Consider the following 19,587-nt stretch of genomic DNA (forward strand, 5'->3'; position numbering starts at 1 on the left):
TTAGGCTTCCACGACCTGCGGCAACCATTGCTGCTGCGGAATCGGCAACTGGCAGGAGTCGCCACGGCCGATCGGGTAGTACTGGAAGCCTTTGCGCGCCAGGCGCTCGCCGTCATAGAGGTTGCGGCCGTCGAAGATCACCGGGGTTTTCAAGCGCTGGTGGATCAGGTCGAAGTCCGGCGCCTTGAACTGCTGCCATTCAGTGCAGACGATCAGCGCGTCGGCGCCGCCCAGGGTGGATTCCGGGGTACCCATCAGCATCAGCCGTGGATCGTCGCCATAGATGCGCTGGGTTTCCTGCATGGCTTCCGGATCGAAAGCGCGCACGTTGGCGCCAGCCGCCCACAAGGCTTCCATCAGCACACGGCTGGGCGCGTCACGCATGTCGTCGGTGTTCGGCTTGAACGCCAGGCCCCACAGGGCAAAGGTCTTGCCGCGCAGGTTGCCCTTGAAGAATGCATTGATGCGTTCGAATAATTTGCTCTTCTGGCGCTGGTTGATGGCTTCCACGGCTTCCAGCAGGTCGCTGGAGCAGTTGGCTTGCTTGGCGCTGTGGATCAGGGCGCGCATGTCCTTGGGGAAGCACGACCCCCCATAGCCGCAGCCGGGGTAGATGAAGTGGTAACCGATGCGCGAGTCGGCACCGATGCCAAGGCGCACGGCTTCGATGTCTGCGCCCAGGTGCTCGGCCAGCTCGGCGATCTGGTTGATGAAGCTGATCTTGGTGGCCAACATGCAGTTGGCGGCGTATTTGGTCAGCTCGGCGCTGCGCAGGTCCATGAAAATGATGCGGTCATGGTTGCGATTGAAAGGGGCATACAGGTCGCGCATCACCTCGCGCACTTCTTCGCGCTCGCAGCCGATGATGATGCGGTCCGGGCGGCGGCAGTCGGCCACGGCCGAGCCTTCCTTGAGGAATTCCGGGTTGGAGACGATATCGAACTCCAGGTGCCGACCGGCCAAGTGCAGGGCTTTCTCGATATGCGCACGCAGGGTGTCGCCAGTACCGACGGGCACGGTGGATTTTTCCACCAGGATCACCGGTTCCTTGCGATGACGGGCCACGGCATCGCCCACCGACAGCACGTACTTCAAGTCCGCCGAACCGTCTTCGTCCGACGGCGTACCCACGGCGATAAACAGCACTTCGCCATGCTCGACCGCGAGTTTCTCGTCATGGGTAAAGTGCAGCCGCCCGCTTTCCAGGTTTTCCTTGACCATCGCCGCCAGCCCCGGCTCGAAGATCGTCACATGGCCCTTCTGCAAAGACTCGACCTTGTTCTTGTCAACGTCCATGCAGATGACATCGTGACCGACTTCGGCCAACACAGTGGCCTGCACCAGACCGACGTAACCACTACCAAATACACTGATTTTCATGGGGCATTCCTGGGACTTGTAGCGCTAGCACGACGAGAGTTGATAACCAGCACACCGAGGATGACCAAAGCCACCCCCAGGGTTTTTGAAATGGAGAAGTCTTCGTTGAACACCGGCAGGCTGGCCGCCAGCAGGTACACCAGGGCGTAGCTGATGCTCAACAGTGAATAGGCACGGCCCAGTGGCAGGTGCTTGAGCGCGCCGAGCCAGCAGAGCATCGACAGCGCGTAGGCCAGAATCGCCAGGAGCACCACGCCGAGGGCGTCGAGATCAATCTGGACGCTCAGCCACTGGTTGGGCAGCGGCAAGCGCGTCATGCTCCAGCGCATGCCCAATTGGGCGGCGCTGACCAGGCCGACACTGCCCAGGGCCAGGGCAAACCCTTGAACCCGGCTCATACGTGACGCCCCAGCAGCACGACACCGCCGATCACCAGCGCCACGCCCAACCAGTGACGGCCGTCGATGGGCTCATCAAAGACAAACCGCGCCACCAGTGTGACCAGCACGAAATTCAGGCTGAGCATGGGGTAGGCAATGCCCACCTCAAGGCGCTGCAACACCAGCAGCCACACCAACAGGCCCAGACCTAGGCACATCAGCGCCGACCACAACCACGGCGAACGCAGTTTCAGCGCCCAGCCGTCTGGCAGGTCACGCCAGCTTTCCACGGCGAATTTCTGCGACACCTGGCCCATGCAGGTCAGCAGGCACGCGGCCACTAACAGCAGCAAGGTGATCACGGCGTCACCTGCGGGAAGATCAGGATCACTATATTGCCTTGCTCATAGCGCTGGCCGTCGCTGGGCAACAAAGCGATTTCGGCTCGCTCATCGTCACCTTTGACGCGCATCACCACACCGACCGTGCCTTTTTTACGCGCATCGCTCATCCACTGCTGAACCTGAGGCATATCCACCTTGTGATGCCCGGCATCCGGGTAGGCGAGGCCGTATTTGACTTCACCGACGGTGTTGTAGAGCGTCACGTCCGGCCGTGCCAGGCGCCACGACAAGGCCGATGCGGCGCCGAGGTCATTGCTCAACAGTGCAGTGGCCGGTTGCAGTTCCTGCAGGTGATCGATGATGAATGGGTCGGGGGTCTTGTTGTAAACCACTGAGTGCGGCAGCGCGGCTGGCAACAGGGCGACCATCAGCCAGCTGCCAAGCACTGGCATCGCCCACAAGCGAAGCGGCTGTGCGGCCTGCAGCAGGTTGACCAGGATCCAGCCGAACAGGAATGTGAACACCAGTACCAGGCTGAGTGTTTCCTGACCGTGTTCATACACCGGTTTTTTCAGTTGGAACCAGCTCAGCGCCAGCAGCATCACCACGCCGATGATCAGGTTCAACCAGCCATTGATACGCACTGCGCGGTAACGGCCCTGGGCCAGTTTGTCGGTCAGGGTATTGCCCATCAACAACGCCAAGGGCAGCAGGCACGGCATGATGTAGGAGGGCAGCTTGCCCTTGGCCAGGCTGAAGAGCGCCAGGGGCATCAGCAGCCACAGCAACACAAAGCCGACTTTTGCGCTGCGTTTGTCCTGCCAGGCCTGCTTGAGCGTGGACGGCAACAACGCCACCCATGGCAGGCAGAACGCCACCAGCAACGGCAGGTAATACCAGAACGGCTCGGCATGCTGGGCGTCGTCACCGGCAAAGCGCTGGATATGCTCGTGCCAGAAGAAGAAGTGCCAGTAGTCGGGCTCTTGCAGGTGTACAGCCAGCGCCCACGGCAAGCTGATGACAATCGCCACCACCACCGCCACCAGGCCATAACCCAGCAGCTCGCGGAAACGCTGTTGCCAGATCGCATAGGGCAGGGCGATCAACACCGGGAGCAGCCACGCCAGAAAGCCCTTGGTCATGAAACCCATGCCGCAGGCAAACCCCAACAGCGCCCAGGCGCCGAGTCGTCCATTGCGGGTCGTGCTGTCAAAGCAAAACCACAAGGCCACGCCCGTCAGGTTCACCCAGAACGTGAACTGCGGATCGAGGTTGGCATAACCGCCCAGGGCCGCCACGCTGACAAAACTCATGTACAGCACAGTGCTGATCAGGCTCTTCTGCGGGTCATTCCACAACCGACGCGACACCAGGTACACCAACAGGATGCTCAATCCGGTGCTCAACGCCGACGCAAACCGCACGCCGAACAGGTTCTGCCCGAAGATCGCCTGGCCCAGCGCGATCATCCAGTAACCGGCCGCCGGTTTCTCGAAGTAACGGATACCCATGAAGTGCGGCGACGCCCATTTTCCGGTCAGCAGCATTTCCTGGCTGATTTGCGCATAACGGGTTTCATCCGGAATCCACAGACCATGGGTAGCCAGTGGCAGCAGGTAAAACACGCCAAACGCCAGCAGGAGCAGGGGCAGGGCCCAACGGCGAATCATGCCTGCTGCACTCCAAGCCAACCCTCGCGACCGGGCAAGGCGCCGCGCACCAGCTGTTGCTGGGGCAGGGTGGTCAGGTCCGCCGGCAACAACTCGCCCAACGGTTTGAAATCGATGCCGCGCTGCCCTGCCTGGGCGAGCAACTGGCGGAACTCATTGGCCATCAGAATCCCTTCTACCTCTGCGTGGATCGTGTAGACGTTGAGCTTCGACTCGGCAAAGCGGTCGAGGATGAACGTATTGAAGTCCTTGGCAGCCACTACCGGCCCGACGACTTCGTCGAAGGTCGGCAGGTCCACCGGAATCTGTGGGGTGCCCGCACTGCCATCGGCCAAGGTGGGACGAAACAGGCTAGTGCCGCGGCAATCGCTGTTGTAGCGAAAGTTGAACCCTTGCTTGGCTTGCACCACGCGTTCATCGGCGCGCCAACCGGCGGCCGCTGAACAGTCAATGCGCTCACCAAGGATGTCGCTCAGGCTCTCCACGCCGCGTCGAATTTGCTCGACCAACTGCGCTTCGCTCCAGCGCCCGGTGTTGGCCTGCCAGCCGTGGTGATCCCAGGCGTGCAGGCCGACCTCATGCCCGGCCGCCTTGGCTTGGCGCATCAGGTGCCCCAGGTCGCGACCGATCGGCTTGCCCGGCCAGGCGGTACCAGCCAGCAGGATATCCAGGCCATACAGCCCGACGGCGTTGGAGCGCAGCATCTTCCACAGGAACTGCGGGCGGATGAGGCGCCACAGGTGGCGCCCCATGTTGTCCGGCCCGACACTGAAGAAAAACGTCGCTTTTACCGAGGCTTCGTCCAGGGATTCGAGCAACCGTGGCACACCTTCACGGGTGCCGCGGTAGGTGTCGACGTCGATGCGAAGACCTGCATCCATTACTTTTTGTCCGCGATTTCGAGCATCGCTTCACGCAGGAAGAAATCCAGCGTGTTGCCGATGGTTTCGCTCATCTCTACGGTCGGCTCCCAGTTCAGCAGGCGCTTGGCGTTTTCGATGCTTGGCTTGCGGTGTGCCACGTCCTGGTAACCGGTGCCGTAGAACGCCTTGCTTTCCACGTCACGGAAACCGGCGAACGGCGGGAAGTTGCCACGCAGCGGGTGCGCTTCGAACTGGCGCAGCAGCTCTTCGCCCAATTGGCGGATGCTGGCTTCGTTTTCCGGGTTGCCGATGTTGATGATCTGGCCGTTGCACGCGTCGTTGTCGTTATCAATGATGCGCGCCAGGGCTTCGATACCGTCGGCGATGTCAGTGAAGCAACGTTTCTGCTCACCACCGTCGAACAGACGGATCGGCGTACCTTCCACCAGGTTCAGGATCAGTTGGGTGATCGCACGGGAGCTGCCGATGCGCGCGGAGTCCAGGCGGTCGAGACGCGGGCCCATCCAGTTGAACGGACGGAACAGGGTGAAGTTCAGGCCCTTGGCGCCGTAGGCCCAGATCACGCGGTCGAGCAGTTGTTTGGAGACCGAGTAGATCCAGCGTTGCTTGTTGACCGGGCCGACCACCAGGTTGGAGGTGTCTTCATCGAAGTACTGGTCCTGGCACATGCCATAGACTTCGGAGGTCGACGGGAAGATCACGCGCTTGTTGTACTTGACGCAATAGCGCACCAGCTTGAGGTTTTCCTCGAAGTCCAGCTCGAACACGCGCAGCGGGTTGCGGGTGTATTCGATCGGCGTGGCGATGGCTACCAACGGCAGGACCACGTCGCACTTCTTGATGTGGTACTCGATCCACTCGGTGTGGATGCTGATATCGCCTTCCACGTAATGGAAGTTCGGGTGGCTGCGCAGGCGCTCGATGGCGTCGGAGCCGATGTCCAGGCCATAGACTTCGTAACGGTCGTCACGCAGCAGACGCTCGGACAGGTGGTTACCGATAAAGCCATTCACGCCCAGGATCAGCACACGGGTACGCCGTGGCTTGCGGCCGGACTCGGCGCCGCGCAGCACGGAACCGTCCACCAGGCCCAATTCGTTGGCCAGGGAAGGACCGGCCAGGTACAGGCCGTTGTCATTGCGTTGGCCGAACTTGATCACCAGGGAGTCTTCACCGCAGGCAATGCGCAGCGGGTTGACGCTGATCACGCGGCCCGGCGCCTGGCCATCGTTGCCCTTGACCACTTCGGCTTGCCACACGATCAGCTTGTGCTCGCCGACCGCGCAGAAAGCGCCCGGATACGGTTGAGTCACGGCGCGAACCAGGTTGAACAATGCTTCAGCCGGTTTTTTCCATTCCAGCTTGCCATCGGCGGCGGTGCGGCGACCGAAGTAAGTGGCCTGGCTTTCGTCCTGGGCGGTCTCCGCCAGCTTGCCTTGAGCCAGTTGCGGCAGGGCGTCACGCAGCAGGTTGCTGGCGGCGTCGCGCAGTTTGGCGTGCAGGGTCAGGCCGGTATCAGTGCGATCGATCACGACTTTCTGTTGGGCCAGGATCGCGCCGGCATCGGCACGCTTGACCATGCGGTGCAGGGTTACGCCGGTTTCGCTTTCGCCATTGACCAGCACCCAGTTGGCCGGGGCGCGGCCACGGTATTTGGGCAGCAGCGAGCCGTGAAGATTGAATGCGCCGTTGCGTGCGGTGGCCAGCAATGGCTCGCTCAGCAGGTTGCGGTAGTAGAACGAGAAAATGTAGTCCGGGTTCAGCTTGGCGATGCGCTCGACCCACAGCGGGTGGTTCGCGTCTTCCGGAGCGTGCACTGGAATACCGTTGCGTGCGCACAGTTGAGCAACGGAACCGTAGAAGTTGTTTTCCTTCGGGTCGTCGGCATGGGTGAACACAGCAGCAATTTCGTAACCCGTGTTGAGCAGCGCTTCAAGGCCTGCACAACCAATGTCGTGGTACGCGAATACAACAGCTTTTGAACTCATGATTGGACCTGATCAGCAGAAGAAGTAGAAGTATGGGAAGACACCAGGCCGTCAACGACGACCACGGGAGCCGGTGCTGCCGGTTGGTTGCGCAGCACCTTTTCGATAAAGAAGCGCGGACGGGCGCGCACATCGCTGTACATGCGGCCCAGGTATTCACCCAAGAGGCCCATGCCGATGAATTGGCCACCGGTGAACACGAACAGCACGGCGAACAGTACGAACAAGCCATCACCGGCCCAGTCGGCACCAAAGGCCAGGCGCATGACGATCAACGCCAGGGCAAACAGCATGCCGAGCGCCGCCAGGCTGAAGCCGACGATGGACAGCAGGCGCAGCGGGGTGGTGGTCATGCAGGTCAGCAAGTCGAACATCAGGCTGATCAGGCGCATGGCGCTGTATTTGGATTCGCCATGTTCACGCTCGGCGTGGTGCACCAGGATCTCGGTGGTGTGGCGGGCAAAGCCGTTGGCCAGGATCGGGATAAAGGTGCTGCGCTCGCGGCAGGCCAGCATCGCGTCGACAATGGTGCGGCGGTAGGCGCGCAACATGCAGCCGTAATCGGTCATGGCCACGCCGGTGGAGCGCTGCACGGCCAGGTTGATCAAGCGCGAAGGCCAGCGGCGGAAGGCCGAGTCCTGGCGATTATTGCGCACGGTCGCAACCACGTCGTAACCGAGGGCGGCTTGGTCCACCAGGCGCGGGATTTCTTCGGGCGGGTTTTGCAGGTCGGCGTCAAGGGTGATCACCACGTCGCCCCGGCACTGCTCGAAACCGGCCATGATCGCCGCATGCTGGCCGTAGTTGCGGTTGAGGATCACCGCCACCACGTTGCTGCCGTCTTCAGCCGCAGCGTCTTCCAGCAGTTGGGCCGAATTGTCGCGGCTACCGTCATCCACCAGGATGATTTCGTATTCGTAGGCCAGCTGCTTGCAGGCCGCAGTGGTGCGACGCAGCAATTCAGGCAGGCTCTCTTGTTCGTTGTAGACCGGGATAACGATCGACACGCAATGAATAGGGTAGGGTTTCAAAGATTCATGACCTCGGGGTTAGAGCATCTTGGAGCGTGGAAACAGCAGCAATCATTGGGGCGAACGTCCAGGCCGCAGGTTAAGAAACGGCGCCAAAGGTGAAGCGTAATCAATAGGTTAGACGATATAGCGCGGCTTGCCGTGAAGTACTGTGTTTAAGATTAAGCGTAAAAATGTGGAACAGATATGAAAGGCGGATGAAAAACTCGTTTATTTGACAGGTAGACAGCTAGGGTTCAGCTAAGCAACTAACGGGTTGTCGACTTTAGTTAGTGGGGGAAATAGGAACTGTTTGTAGGACGTTTGGTTCAACTTGAGCGTCTACGCTCAGCCAACGAATTTTAGTGAAGAATCTTCTCTGCAATGCGCCCCAAGTGCCGGTAAAGTAAGCCGTCTCTTGCCAGGGTGATCGGATGAATAGCGTGCAGCTTTTACGCGGCCAATTGCGGCCTGCTTTGATGGGATCGTTGATGGCGTTGTTGATGAGCGTGGCCAGTGTCACGGCGGTCCAGGCCGATGACGGCGTGGCGCTGACCAGCATCGATCAAGTGCCGGACGGCGTGGAAGTGCGCGGCAAGCAGATCGCCGCCTACACCTGGGACGATAAACAAGGCAAGAACCTGCTGGTGCTCGCCGAGCAGGTCAGCGAGCGTGACGACGACGGCACCCAGTCGGGGTTCGTGTATGCGGCGCAATACCTGATCGACGGCAACCGCCCCAAGCGTGTGTGGATGCTCTACGACGACGTGCAGCATTGCGAATTCGACGCCGCCCTGCATTTTGACAGGGCGGCGACCAAGGTCACCGACCTCACCGGCGACGGCATCACCCAGGCCACCGTGGGCTATTCGCGAACCTGCACCAGCGATGTTAGCCCCAACGAATTCAAGCTGATCATGCATGTCGGCAAGTCGCAGAAATTCCGTCTGCGCGGCCTGGACCGCGTGGGGGCTGCCTGGTGGGACGAAGAGGCTGGCGCCTTGCGCGGCATGCCGTTGCCCAAGGATTGCAGCGTGGCCGGACAGCAGGCACTGGTCAGCCAGTACAAGGAGCAGGGCACCGAGTTGCCGTTGCCGGGTTGTTATGGCGATGAAAAGGATTTTGCCAAAGCCCCTGAGGCTTACTTGACGTTCATGCGTCAACACTGGTTCGCGCTGATGCAGAAGCAGGACAGCGACTGGAGCCAGACCCAGGTCCAGCCGCAGGATCCTACCGAAGATGACGACACGGCCCCGTGATTTTGTGCCTGGGCCGGTCCTGGGTTAGACTCGGCCTTCGCCAATTCACTAAATACCTCGATTAATCAAAGGCTTGTTCGAGGTATTTAATCCAAAGGCTGATCTACCTTGACTGAGTCTATCTGCAACCCGCTGACCCTTTACCTCACCCGCCTGGCACCCTCCAGCCAACTGACCATGCGCTACGTGTTGCAAGACGCGGCCGACCGCCTGGGCTTCGAGGACATTAACCTTGAAGACATCGACTGGCATCTGCTGCAGCCCGAACACGTGATCGCCCTGGTCGCTGCCTTGCGTGAGGACGGCTACGCGCCGAATACCTCATCGTTATATGTCAACGCGGTACGCGGTGTGATGAACGAAGCCTGGCGGCTGAACCTGATCAGCCAGGAACACCTGTTGCGCATGCGCACCGTCAAGGCTGCACCGGGCACGCGCCTGAGCCAGGGCCGCAACCTGCGGCGCAGCCTGATCCGCGAAATGATGGAAGTCTGCGCTGCCGACCCTCGGCCCCAGGGCCTGCGGGATGCCGCGGTGATCGGCATTCTGTATGGCTCCGGCATGCGCAAGTCGGAGTCGGTCAACCTCGACCTGGCGCAGATCAACTTCGAAGAGCGCAGCCTGCGGGTGATCGGCAAGGGTAACAAGGAGTTGATCAAGTACGCGCCGGACTGGGCATTCGCCAAGTTGCAGGCGTGGCTGGCGTTTCGCCGCGAGCAACTCAAGGAAGGCGAGCAGGACGACAGTTTCCTGTTCAACCGCATCCGCCGCGGCAGCCATATCACCCGCGAGCGCATCACCAAGCATGCGATCTACTACATCGCCCGCCAGCGCGGCCAGCAGGTAGGCGTGAAAATCATGCCCCATGACTTCCGCCGCTCGTTCATTACTCGGGTGATTGAAGAACATGACCTGTCGATTGCACAGAAACTGGCGCATCACACCAATATCCAGACCACCGCCAGCTATGACGTGCGTGACGACAACGAGCGGCGGCGAGCGGTGGATCGGTTTGATCTGTAACGTCCGGCATGATGAAGATCAAAATGTGGGAGCGGGCTTGCTCGCGAAGGCGGTTTGTCAGTCAAAGTCCGGTGACTGATACGCCGTATTCGCGAGCAAGCCCGCTCCCACAAGGGTTAGGTGTAAAGGTCAGAGGATAGGCTTGCCGCCCGTGACCGCATAACGCGACCCAGAGATATAGCTGCCTTCATCCGAGGCCAGCAGCACATAGATCGGCGCGACTTCCACCGGTTGGCCCGGACGGCCCAGCGGGGTTTCGCTGCCGAAGCTCTTCACGTCTTCATCGGTCATGGTCGCCACAATCAGCGGCGTCCAGATCGGTCCCGGCGCTACGCTGTTGACGCGAATGCCCTTGCTGCCGAGCAACTGCGCCAGACCACCCGTGAAGTTCGCGATTGCACCCTTGGTGGCGGCGTAGGGCATCAACGTCGGCTTGGGCATGTCCGAGTTGACCGACGATGTATTGATGATCGAACTGCCCGCCTTCATATGCGGCACGGCAGCCTTGCAGATACGAAACATGGCTGTGATGTTGATATCGAAGGTTTTCACCCATTCCTCGTCTGAGATCTCTTCAAGCGTTTCATGGCTCATCTGGAATGCTGCATTGTTGACCAGCACATCAATACGGCCGAATTGCTCGACCGTCTTGTCGACCAGCGACTGGCATACGCTTTTCTGCGCGATATCACCGGGCAGCAACAGGCACTGGCGTCCGGCTTCCTCGACCCAGCGTGCAGTTTCCCTGGCGTCCTCATGTTCATCCAGATAAGCGATGGCCACATCCGCGCCTTCGCGCGCAAAAGCGATCGCCACGGCACGGCCGATGCCACTGTCGGCGCCGGTGATCAGCGCGATCTTGTTGGCGAGCCGGCCGGAGCCCTTGTAGCTTTGCTCGCCGCAATCCGGGTAAGGGTCCATTTTTTTCTGCGAACCTGGCACGTTCTGAGCTTGCGGCGCGAAGGGTGGGCGAGGGTAGTCAGTCATTTCAATCTCCATAGGTTTCCAAAGGTGCTATGGGATTAGTAGTTTTGCGCCGGACGATAGTTGTAATGGATGCCATTGAAGCCCGACGAGTGGTTGGCTTCAGACTTATGCATACAGGGTGTTTCCACGCGTTGATGTTGCCCCATAGGCGCAGTCAAGATTCGAGATCCGAACCTGCTGCGCAGACGGGCAGCGATCAGGAGGAGGGCGGGGCACTGGCCAGGTGAGTGGGCAGGCGGCGCAAGGTCCACAGCGTGGTGAGCATCGCTGCGATGGCGCATAGCGCAATGCCTATCAGCATCGGCGCGGGTGTGTGATCGGCGAACACACCGACCACCGTCATGGACAGGGCTGCCGTGATCATCTGGATCGCCCCGAGCAGGGCCGAGGCAGAACCGGCCACCGCGCCATGATCCTCCAACGACAACACACCGGCTGCCGGCAGCAGCAGGCCGAGAAAGCCGAAGCCGATAAACAGCAGCGTCATCATCAAGGCCAGGCTATCGACCCATAGCGTGGTGGCCGCCAGCAAGGCCATGACCGCCGCCACGGCCACCACCGACCAGCGGATCAACGGCGCCAGGCCAAAGCGTGCAGTGAGGCGCGCGGTCAGCTGGCTCATGGCGAAAAACGAGGCGGCATTCAGGGCAAAACCCAGGCTGAACTGGGTCGGCGTCAGGCCGTAATACTCGATGTACACGAACGGTGCGCTGCCGATGAACACGAAGAAGGTCGCCAAGCCAAAACCACACACTACCGACAAACCGATAAAGACCGGGTCGCGCAACAACGCGCCATAGCTGCTGAACGCATTGCCCAGGGTTTTGCCCAATCGACGTTCGGCCGGATGGGTCTCGGGCAGTTGCACGATGGTCATCACCAGGCAGGCCACGGCAACGACGGCCAGCACGGCAAACACTTCACGCCAGCTCCACAACGCGATCACCAGGCTGCCGGCGAGCGGCGCAAGGATCGGCGAGACGCTCATCACCAGCATCAGCAACGCCATGAGCTTCGCCGCTTCATGCCCGGTGTACAAGTCACGCACGATGGCCCGCGGAATCACCATGCCCGCGCACGCACCAAACGCCTGCAGGGCGCGAAAGGCGATCAGTGTTTCGATGGTCGGTGCCAGCGCACACCCGACACTTGCCACGGCAAAAATTACCAGGCCTGCGTAAATCGGCGGTTTGCGCCCAAACACGTCACTGATCGGCCCGTAGAACAGCTGGCACACCCCAACGATGACGAAAAACACAGTGAGGCTCATCTGCACCAGCGCGGGTGAGGCATGCAGGCTTGCGCCCAGAGTCGGCAAGGCTGGCAGGTAAATATCGATGGCGAAGGGGCCGACTGCGGTGATCAAACCCAGCAGCAAGGCGAGGTGGGCGATACGTCGAGACATGGGGCAGTTCCGGGCGGAGCAAAGGTCGGTCAGCTTAAGGGATCTGCGCAGATCCGCAAACTTAGGCTTCAATAAGCAGTATGGTTGGCCGATAACATGACCAGCGAGGCTTCTGCGGTTGGGTTCCCAACCGACTGACCAGGCACGGGGATATATCAGCATGACGATCAAACTACGCCTGATGCTGTTGATAGCGACCGGACTGCTTACGGCCTTGATCATGAGCCTGGCCGGCTACCTGGGAAATACTCGGATGGGCACTGCCGTGCAGGACAGCGAGCTCAGCATGACGGCGCTGCGCAACCATATGGAAGCCGACATGATGCACGACGCCCTGCGCGCGGATGTGCTGTCGGCCATACTGGTGGGCCTGGGTAAAAGTACCAGCACGAAGGCGCAGGTCAGCGATTCGCTCAAGGAACATGCCGAGCACTTTCGCCAGGTGTTGGCGGATAACCTCAAGCTGCCGCTGGACAACACGCTCAAGGCAAACCTGGAAAAAATCAAACCCAGCCTGGACAACTATATAAGTACCGGCGAGCGCATCGTCACCCTGGCGCTGGATGACCCCGACGCCGCTCGGGGCGAACTGGGTACGTTCAACGCCGCCTTCAGCCAGCTTGAAGATCAGATGGCGACGCTCAGTGAGCTGATCGAAAACAACACCCAGCAGGCCAGTGTCGGCACTCGGCAGAGCATCAGTGCCGCCAACTTCACCCTTGGCGTGGTGTTGATCGCCAGCCTTATATTGCTGTTGGCCCAGGGCCGCTGGGTCATCCTCAGCATCATGGGACCGCTGCAAACGGCCAGCCGGATTGCCGACAGCATTGCTCATGGCAACTTGAGCGAACCGATTGTCGAACCCGTGCGCAAAGATGAAGCCAGTGCATTGATTCGCAGCCTCGCCACCATGCAACGGGATTTGCGCGGCATGATCGACGTGGTGCGCAGCAACGCCCATGGCGTCAATACCACGAGCGAGCAACTGAGCCACGGCTGTCATGAAGTGGCTGGCAGCAGCCAGCAACAAAGCGCGGCGGCAAGCGCCATGGCCGCTGCCGCGAGTGAAATGACCGCGAGCATTGAGGAAATCACTCGGCATGCCGAGCGAGCATTGGCCATGGCCAACCAGGCTGAAACACTGGCCAAGGACGGTGGCCAGGTGATTCATCAGGTGGTCAGCGACATGGACGGCATTGCCCGCTCCGCGCAACAGTCCGCCCAGGTAATCCGCACGCTGGACAAGGAGTCCGAGGCGATTTACAGCATTATCCAGGTGATCAAGGGAATCGCCGACCAGACCAATTTGCTGGCCCTGAATGCCGCGATCGAGGCCGCCCGTGCCGGTGAGCAGGGGCGCGGTTTCGCCGTGGTCGCCGATGAAGTACGCAACCTCGCCGGGCGCACCAGTGCCTCGACCCAGGAAATTGCCAGCATGGTAGGGCGTATCCAGCAAAGCACGCGCGAAGCCGTCGCCAGCATGGAGGAGGGCGTTGCTCAGGTCGATAAGGGCATGGCGGTGACCGCTGATGTGGAGCGCTCAATTCGTGAGATTCTCCAGGCCACCTTGAATACCACCGAGATGGTCAACGATATATCCCGAACCATCGGGGAGCAGAGCCTGGCCAGCAATGAAATTGCCCATCAGGTGGAGAAGATTGCGCAGATGTCAGAGAGCAACAGTCGCGTAATCGGCCAGACGGCGTCGACGACGGACGAATTGTCTAGCTTGGCAGGCCAGCTGTCACAGTCCGTCGATCGATTCAGACTCTAACTTATTGATTTAACTCAACTAAATAGTCATTTAGTTGAGTTGGATATCAGGCAGGGGCTCAGGATCGGGAGAGGGCAGACGTGCGTCGTTCGGCGATGCGCTCAACCGTTTGCATATGCTGCGTACCCCATTGGCACAGCCCGCCCAGCGCCGTAGCCAAGGACTGGCCGAAGGGCGTGAGGGAGTACTCGACCTTCGGCGGTATCTCGTGAAAGTCCACACGAGCAATGATCTCGTCGCGCTCCAACTCCTTGAGTTGCTGGATCAACACTTTGTCAGTCACGCCGCCAATCGCGCGTCTTAATTCGCCATATCGATGAACATTCTGCGCCAGGTTGAACAGAACCAGGGGTTTCCATTTGCCGCCAATCACCGCCAGCGCAGCTTCCAGGCCACAGTTGAATGAGTTGTTAGCCATGATGATGAAGGCTCCGAGGGGGTACTTACTAAAAGGTGCATACTATTCAAAAGAATAGCGCAGATCTACAGTTGGGCCTCAACCTTATTCATTGGAGCTCACCATGAGCAGGCTCATCGGCAAAATTGCAGTAGTTACCGGCGGCAACAGCGGCATCGGCCTGGCAACCGCCATTCGCTTAGCAACTGAAGGCGCAGAGGTCGTGATCGTAGGACGTCGGCAGGATGAACTGGACAAGGCGCTTGCACTGATTGGCCATGAAGCCATCGCCATCCAGGGTGACATTTCAAAACTCGACGACCTGGCGCGCATTTTCACTCAAATCAAAGCCGACAAGGGCCGCGTTGACGTGCTGTTCGCCAACGCGGGCCTGGGGGATTTCCAGCCGATCGGATCGATCACCGAGGAATCGTTTGACCGGACATTCGGCATCAACGTCAAAGGCACGCTGTTCACCGTGCAAAACGCGTTGCCACTGATGCACGCTGGCAGCTCAGTGATCCTGACCGGTTCAACCACCGGCACCATGGGCACACCGGCATTCAGCGTGTACAGCGCCACCAAGGCTGCGCTGCGTAATTTCGCCAGAAGCTGGGCGCTCGATCTGAAAGGCAGCGGCATTCGCGTCAACGTGCTGTCACCAGGCCCGATCTCGACACCAGGCCTGGACCTGGCGCTGTCAGGCACGGGACAAAAGGAAGCCATCATCGACGACATGACGGCGCAGGTTCCGTTGGGTCGTATCGGCAAGCCGGAAGAAGTCGCAGCCGCCGCATTGTTCCTGGCGTCGGATGAGAGCAGCTTCATGACGGGCAGTGAAATGTTTGTCGATGGTGGCTTTGCTCAGGTTTGAGCAAGACAGGGGTTTTGCCTGCTGAAATCTCACGGGCACTGCCCCTGAATACGCAATGCGACATTACGCATAATGTATATTATGTTAAATGATGTGTCAGGGTGGAACTTTCTATACTTGTGCTTGAGGTTACGCGCCACCACTTTTGTGAACGCTGCGAATTAACTGGATGGTGATTCAGCGCTCAGGAAATGGTATTCAAAACAGAAAGTTATGCCCGTAAATGGGGTTGCCGGCTGTGGTGATTACGGCAATTAAATGGACGGTGGAATCTTTGCTAATCTGTTGTTTTAATTCACAAAAGGTCATTTTTGCGTCTGTTCGTTATCAGTTTCAAAAAGAAGAATGGACGATTTCGCCCCCGAGCTTCCAACCTGTTGAAAAACCCCCGAAAAGCCCCTTGCGCGCCTTAGCGTCGATAGTTGTAAATTTCAAAAAATTAACTGGTCGATTATTTGATCAACCTAGCTTGATCTTTAAAAATTAGTCATTAAATTAAGATTGACCAGCGGCGTCATGGTGAGTTGATGTTATGAAGTATTTATACCCTGCCCCTTTATTCGGACAGGCGACGTCGTTTTTGTGCGCTCATGCCAGCGAGAATCCTGAGGAACGTTCCCTCATATCTGATTTCTTGTGCTCCACAAGCATAGTTGGCGCGGTAGAAAGCCATCAGTTGGTATGTGACTACTTGAAGCTGATAGCGAATACCCGACGCGGTGCTCTGAAGGATTATAAATCGGTAATCGAGAAGCTTCTTCTCTGGTGCTTTTTGGTCAAACGTAAATCGTTGCTTGATATCGAGAGTGGCGAATTATTAATATTTCTAGATTTTTTTGAATCACCGCCGGAAAGCTGGATTGCGCCAATAGGGAAAAGATTTTTGCACTCGCGGGAAGGTACCACTAATAATGACTCTTGGCGCCCATTCAGGTGTCAGCAAAATGACTCGGTGTGGTGCTGCCCACTTATTAACCATTTTTTTTCTATCAACAAAGTATTTTTCGGGCGGACAGTTCGCATTCCGAGGCACGCAAGAGTACGAGCACAACAGGCGCCGGTGGATCCTGGCAAACTCGAGGCTGCAGCTGCGAAATATTTGGAAATAATCTCGGGCTCCACATCACCAAGGGGTAGGCATGAGAAACAGCTATTTGTATTTGTTTGTGCATACTATCTTCAAACATCACTTCCGGCGTTCGCGAACTTGTCAGATTACCTTCATATGGAAAATTTTAAATATTTACCTGAAGGGCGATTTGAAATCTTAGCTAAATCACCCCAATTTGAAGTCCGACGAGTTCTCCCAGAAGAATTTAATCACTATTTTAGTCGCTACAAAACTCATCTGGGCCTTTCTCCGGCTCTAGATGCACAAGAGAAAGGCCCATTATTTCCTTCAAAGGGTTGGGATGCTCAGGCTAATCGCGACACGGTGTATGATTGGGGAGCGAGACTCCCTCGGGTCAAGGCATTAGGGATATCAGCTCCGAAGTTGTTGCAGCAGCTATCCAAAAGATGCTCTGATTTAGAAGAAGATATCGATCTCTATCCCAAAGACACCGGGCTGGATAAAAGCTCTTTGTATTATGAAAAGATTCAGCATGCAATAAGAAGCTTTGATCAAGAGCAAAATTTAATTGGAGCCGAATTAGAAAGCCAAAAGGGAATATTCGTTCCCCTTCCACTATTTAGATATCCTGTAGATGCAAGTAGGATTGCGTGGTATGTTGATTTTGATAACCTATTCAAGCTTTTAGGGTCGAAGAGAGATCTAGTTGTGTGCGATGAATATCTGTCGGAGCTTATTAAATTCATAAGGTTTTTATCCGGAGTTGGCTCACGCGCATCATTGCTTAAGTCTATAGCATATGAAAAATTCCTGCTTTGGTCACTGCTTGTGCGCGACTCACCGCCATCACAGCTGTTGGAGGATGATGCAATCGCTTTTTATAACTTTTGCTCTAGGCCGCCTGAGTCTTGGGTATGTAATAGGCGAGTCAGAAGGTTTATTAAAACTGACGATCCGTCTGTGTTGATTTCAAACCCCGAATGGAAGCCGTTTTTTATAGAGTCCAATTCTGACCATGCCAACTTTTCTATGCGTGCAGCTAGAATAATTCAGTGTTGTGAATCAGCTCAGGATTGGCTCCTCCTAAATGGTTTAGTGAGAACAAACATATTTCATACGTTAAGCTGTAAGCTTTGGGGAACTGGCTCTAGGCCAACCGCCGACAGGCTTTGAGGGCGCACACCTGGGACATGCTTGACGCGAACCATTCAACCAACTTGTGCCCAGTCGGCATCGCCATTCGACGTCTATGGTGATTGGACTGGGCCACAGCTCGGAAGCTGAAGGAAAGTCCTGCTCGACCACTTGATAAAGCCCATCCAACAGTTCGCAAACATCAAAGGTAAAAACGACGAAGCCGTTCGTGCTTGCTTACGACAAGATCGTCTACATCGAATTGCCGCGTGACGACCCCCTGCCCTCGCCCACGAATAAACCATCGGAGGCACCAGCTTTTGAGGTAAGTGAGGGAGTTACTACGCCGCAGGCTGAGCCCCAGAAGAAGCCAAAAGCCCCTGCCGGACTCGTTGCGAAGATTCTGGAAGACAACGCCGACGATGCTCGGCTATCCGTGAAGGTCGCCCCTTCCTCTGCGAGCTCTGATCGGGTTAGAAGCGATACGTCGGCCCATGACTGATGTATTTTCTGACCATTTGTACGGTTCAACTTACATCTCGAACGTTGTCAAATGACCAATCCGCCAGCCCCTCGCAACCTGCCATTAGGTAGTCAGCGCGTATCCCCAATGTAGGATCCGCCATGAACGCCATGAAATCTAAGGCCTGATTTTTCGCTACTGCGGGTAGCGAGTTCCACCAGGAGATCCGGATCGCGTGGTTCTCGCAACACGCGAGTGAGAATCTGAGCAGCATGTCCTCAATTTTTGCTCCACTGCGTCCTGATTTCGCTAAGGAGTGAACGAGTCGCTGGCAGCTCAGATTGCTTGATTCATGCCATGCCAGAACAAACGCCCAACCGTATTCTGTCGGAGCCGTAAAGAAGACCAGAAGATCCAGATCACTGGTTTCGGGCCCCAAGTTCTGTAGTTGGTGCCCTTGAAAATCAAAATCAGGAAATATCAGCCCCGAGGCTTGTATCGACCATCGAGACGTCGAGCCAAAGATGATGAATTTCAGCTCGGTAAAATCGCTGGCAGCTAGGCAATCATCGTATATTAGTTTGTGGCGCTTGAGTCGCTCAAAACCAAGGGACTGTCCATAGGCCGCACCGATCAGAAAATGGCGCTGTTCAGGTGTCAGTCCTGGGTGCTCGAGCATCTCAATGAGGGTCTTCGATGCGTTCTCTTTGACAAAATATTCTCGGCAGATACTGCGGTAAGCGTACAACGCCACCTGTTGGGGATCGACGGAAAGGGGACGATCATCAATGGGTGAGAAAAGTTTGTTGTCATGCTGCTTGCACATCCCTGGGAACGTAGACGCGCGATTCACCCCAATTTTTTTTGGTAGTGGTTTGCCTCCCGTTTCCTTCAGGGTCGACAGGTCGGCATTGAGTCGATACACATGACCATCTTCAGCAATCAGTCCCAGTTGCCCTCGCTTCTGTATGGAGTGGGCTGAGATGATCTCATTGCATTGTATGCCATCACTGAAATGTAGGCAGCGCCCCTTCTTGCTTTGCAGCTTCATCGCTGCCTGATGCGCGTTTGCGAATGACATATCTGGATCCTAGGGTACTCGGCTGCAGGCTCGGACTAGCCGCGATACCGCTGTAGCCCACATAGCAAGAATGGTTAGATGTGCAGTGCCACAACAAGCTGCAGAAAATCTGTCCATGCGGACACGGCGGGGATAGTCCATCACTTTTTCGCAGCATCTACCCAGTAGACATAGGTAGCTTCAACAGCATCGAGGCGATCCACTTTAGGTGTTGTCTTCAGTGCGACGGCCTTTATCGCAACCATCGCATGCTAATCTGCGCACTTGGCTTCCTAAGCCATGGGCTAAAACTCTCACCTATCATGATTTCAGGCTACTTCGAAATTGGCTCAACAGACACCAATTCCAAGTATTTGTATTTTTGCTTCTTCGCTGCTGCCTTTGCCTCCTGCTCGGCTACCAGCTTGCTCAGGCTGCTCGAGTCGTGAACAAAGACTTCGACTTCACCGTCATACACCTTCG

At 57.4% G+C, this 19,587-nt stretch carries 16 protein-coding genes and 1 pseudogene; 6 read left to right on the forward strand and 11 right to left on the reverse strand.

The features are described 5' to 3' along the window. From AB4O08_RS27120 to arnC, 7 genes are read right to left on the reverse strand one after another with little or no spacing between them, the layout of a single operon-like run. Nucleotides 1-1,380, reverse strand: coding sequence for a UDP-glucose dehydrogenase family protein (locus AB4O08_RS27120; RefSeq protein WP_028616173.1), 1,380 nt, complete (start codon nucleotides 1,378-1,380; stop codon nucleotides 1-3). After that, nucleotides 1,377-1,778, reverse strand: coding sequence for a 4-amino-4-deoxy-L-arabinose-phosphoundecaprenol flippase subunit ArnF (arnF, locus tag AB4O08_RS27125; protein WP_010210419.1), 402 nt, complete (start codon nucleotides 1,776-1,778; stop codon nucleotides 1,377-1,379). Before arnF ends, AB4O08_RS27120 begins: the two co-directional genes overlap by 4 nt. After that, complete coding sequence (arnE, locus tag AB4O08_RS27130) at nucleotides 1,775-2,122, reverse strand: 4-amino-4-deoxy-L-arabinose-phosphoundecaprenol flippase subunit ArnE (RefSeq protein WP_010210422.1); 348 nt, start codon at nucleotides 2,120-2,122, stop codon at nucleotides 1,775-1,777. Before arnE ends, arnF begins: the two co-directional genes overlap by 4 nt. Next, the gene (gene arnT, locus AB4O08_RS27135) at nucleotides 2,119-3,774 is read right to left on the reverse strand and encodes a lipid IV(A) 4-amino-4-deoxy-L-arabinosyltransferase (RefSeq protein ID WP_460114545.1); all 1,656 of its coding nucleotides are present in this window, start codon (nucleotides 3,772-3,774) and stop codon (nucleotides 2,119-2,121) included. Before arnT ends, arnE begins: the two co-directional genes overlap by 4 nt. Further along, entirely contained in the window at nucleotides 3,771-4,655 is an 885-nt protein-coding gene (gene arnD, locus AB4O08_RS27140; protein WP_042572391.1) for a 4-deoxy-4-formamido-L-arabinose-phosphoundecaprenol deformylase, read from the reverse strand. Before arnD ends, arnT begins: the two co-directional genes overlap by 4 nt. Continuing rightward, nucleotides 4,655-6,646, reverse strand: a complete 1,992-nt coding sequence (gene arnA / locus AB4O08_RS27145; RefSeq protein WP_010210427.1) for a bifunctional UDP-4-amino-4-deoxy-L-arabinose formyltransferase/UDP-glucuronic acid oxidase ArnA — start codon at nucleotides 6,644-6,646, stop codon at nucleotides 4,655-4,657. Before arnA ends, arnD begins: the two co-directional genes overlap by 1 nt. Next, a complete protein-coding gene (gene arnC / locus AB4O08_RS27150; RefSeq protein WP_032882817.1) occupies nucleotides 6,643-7,677 on the reverse strand; it encodes an undecaprenyl-phosphate 4-deoxy-4-formamido-L-arabinose transferase in 1,035 nt (344 codons plus the stop codon). The genes arnA and arnC overlap by 4 nt, the downstream gene beginning before the upstream one ends. A 413-nt stretch (nucleotides 7,678-8,090) precedes the next feature. Here arnC and AB4O08_RS27155 point away from each other — a divergent pair, with 413 nt between their 5' ends. Together AB4O08_RS27155 and AB4O08_RS27160 are read left to right on the forward strand one after the other, a co-directional pair. After that, nucleotides 8,091-8,915, forward strand: a complete 825-nt coding sequence (locus AB4O08_RS27155) for a M949_RS01915 family surface polysaccharide biosynthesis protein (RefSeq protein ID WP_460114546.1) — start codon at nucleotides 8,091-8,093, stop codon at nucleotides 8,913-8,915. Between the two features lie 108 nt (nucleotides 8,916-9,023). Then, complete coding sequence (locus AB4O08_RS27160; protein WP_045792094.1) at nucleotides 9,024-9,938, forward strand: site-specific integrase; 915 nt, start codon at nucleotides 9,024-9,026, stop codon at nucleotides 9,936-9,938. 129 nt (nucleotides 9,939-10,067) lie between these two features. Here the strand turns inward: AB4O08_RS27160 and AB4O08_RS27165 are convergent, their stop codons facing one another. Then, a complete protein-coding gene (locus tag AB4O08_RS27165) occupies nucleotides 10,068-10,925 on the reverse strand; it encodes an SDR family oxidoreductase (RefSeq protein ID WP_031291352.1) in 858 nt (285 codons plus the stop codon). A 196-nt stretch (nucleotides 10,926-11,121) separates the two neighbouring features. Continuing rightward, nucleotides 11,122-12,330 carry a multidrug effflux MFS transporter gene (locus tag AB4O08_RS27170; protein ID WP_021493144.1) on the reverse strand — a complete coding sequence of 403 codons (1,209 nt, stop codon included), beginning with the start codon at nucleotides 12,328-12,330 and terminating at the stop codon, nucleotides 11,122-11,124. 787 nt (nucleotides 12,331-13,117) lie between these two features. Here AB4O08_RS27170 and AB4O08_RS27175 point away from each other — a divergent pair. Together AB4O08_RS27175 and AB4O08_RS27180 are read left to right on the forward strand one after the other, a co-directional pair. Continuing rightward, nucleotides 13,118-13,198 (forward strand): annotated as a pseudogene (locus AB4O08_RS27175) (hypothetical protein); the annotation flags it as partial. A 201-nt stretch (nucleotides 13,199-13,399) separates the two neighbouring features. Beyond that, the gene (locus tag AB4O08_RS27180; RefSeq protein WP_460114879.1) at nucleotides 13,400-14,104 is read left to right on the forward strand and encodes a methyl-accepting chemotaxis protein; all 705 of its coding nucleotides are present in this window, start codon (nucleotides 13,400-13,402) and stop codon (nucleotides 14,102-14,104) included. 58 nt (nucleotides 14,105-14,162) lie between these two features. On the opposite strand, the gene AB4O08_RS27185 is transcribed toward AB4O08_RS27180, so the two are convergent. After that, entirely contained in the window at nucleotides 14,163-14,522 is a 360-nt protein-coding gene (locus AB4O08_RS27185; RefSeq protein ID WP_044287208.1) for a winged helix-turn-helix transcriptional regulator, read from the reverse strand. 103 nt (nucleotides 14,523-14,625) lie between these two features. Between AB4O08_RS27185 and AB4O08_RS27190 the strand changes: the two genes are divergently transcribed. Together AB4O08_RS27190 and AB4O08_RS27195 are read left to right on the forward strand one after the other, a co-directional pair. Next, nucleotides 14,626-15,375, forward strand: a complete 750-nt coding sequence (locus AB4O08_RS27190; RefSeq protein ID WP_305437514.1) for an SDR family NAD(P)-dependent oxidoreductase — start codon at nucleotides 14,626-14,628, stop codon at nucleotides 15,373-15,375. Between the two features lie 532 nt (nucleotides 15,376-15,907). Continuing rightward, nucleotides 15,908-17,620, forward strand: coding sequence for a hypothetical protein (locus AB4O08_RS27195; RefSeq protein ID WP_460114547.1), 1,713 nt, complete (start codon nucleotides 15,908-15,910; stop codon nucleotides 17,618-17,620). A 488-nt stretch (nucleotides 17,621-18,108) separates the two neighbouring features. On the opposite strand, the gene AB4O08_RS27200 is transcribed toward AB4O08_RS27195, so the two are convergent. Continuing rightward, nucleotides 18,109-19,125 carry a hypothetical protein gene (locus AB4O08_RS27200; RefSeq protein WP_460114548.1) on the reverse strand — a complete coding sequence of 339 codons (1,017 nt, stop codon included), beginning with the start codon at nucleotides 19,123-19,125 and terminating at the stop codon, nucleotides 18,109-18,111. Nucleotides 19,126-19,587 lie beyond the last annotated feature (462 nt).

Source organism: Pseudomonas sp. H3_E07, from assembly GCF_054668895.1.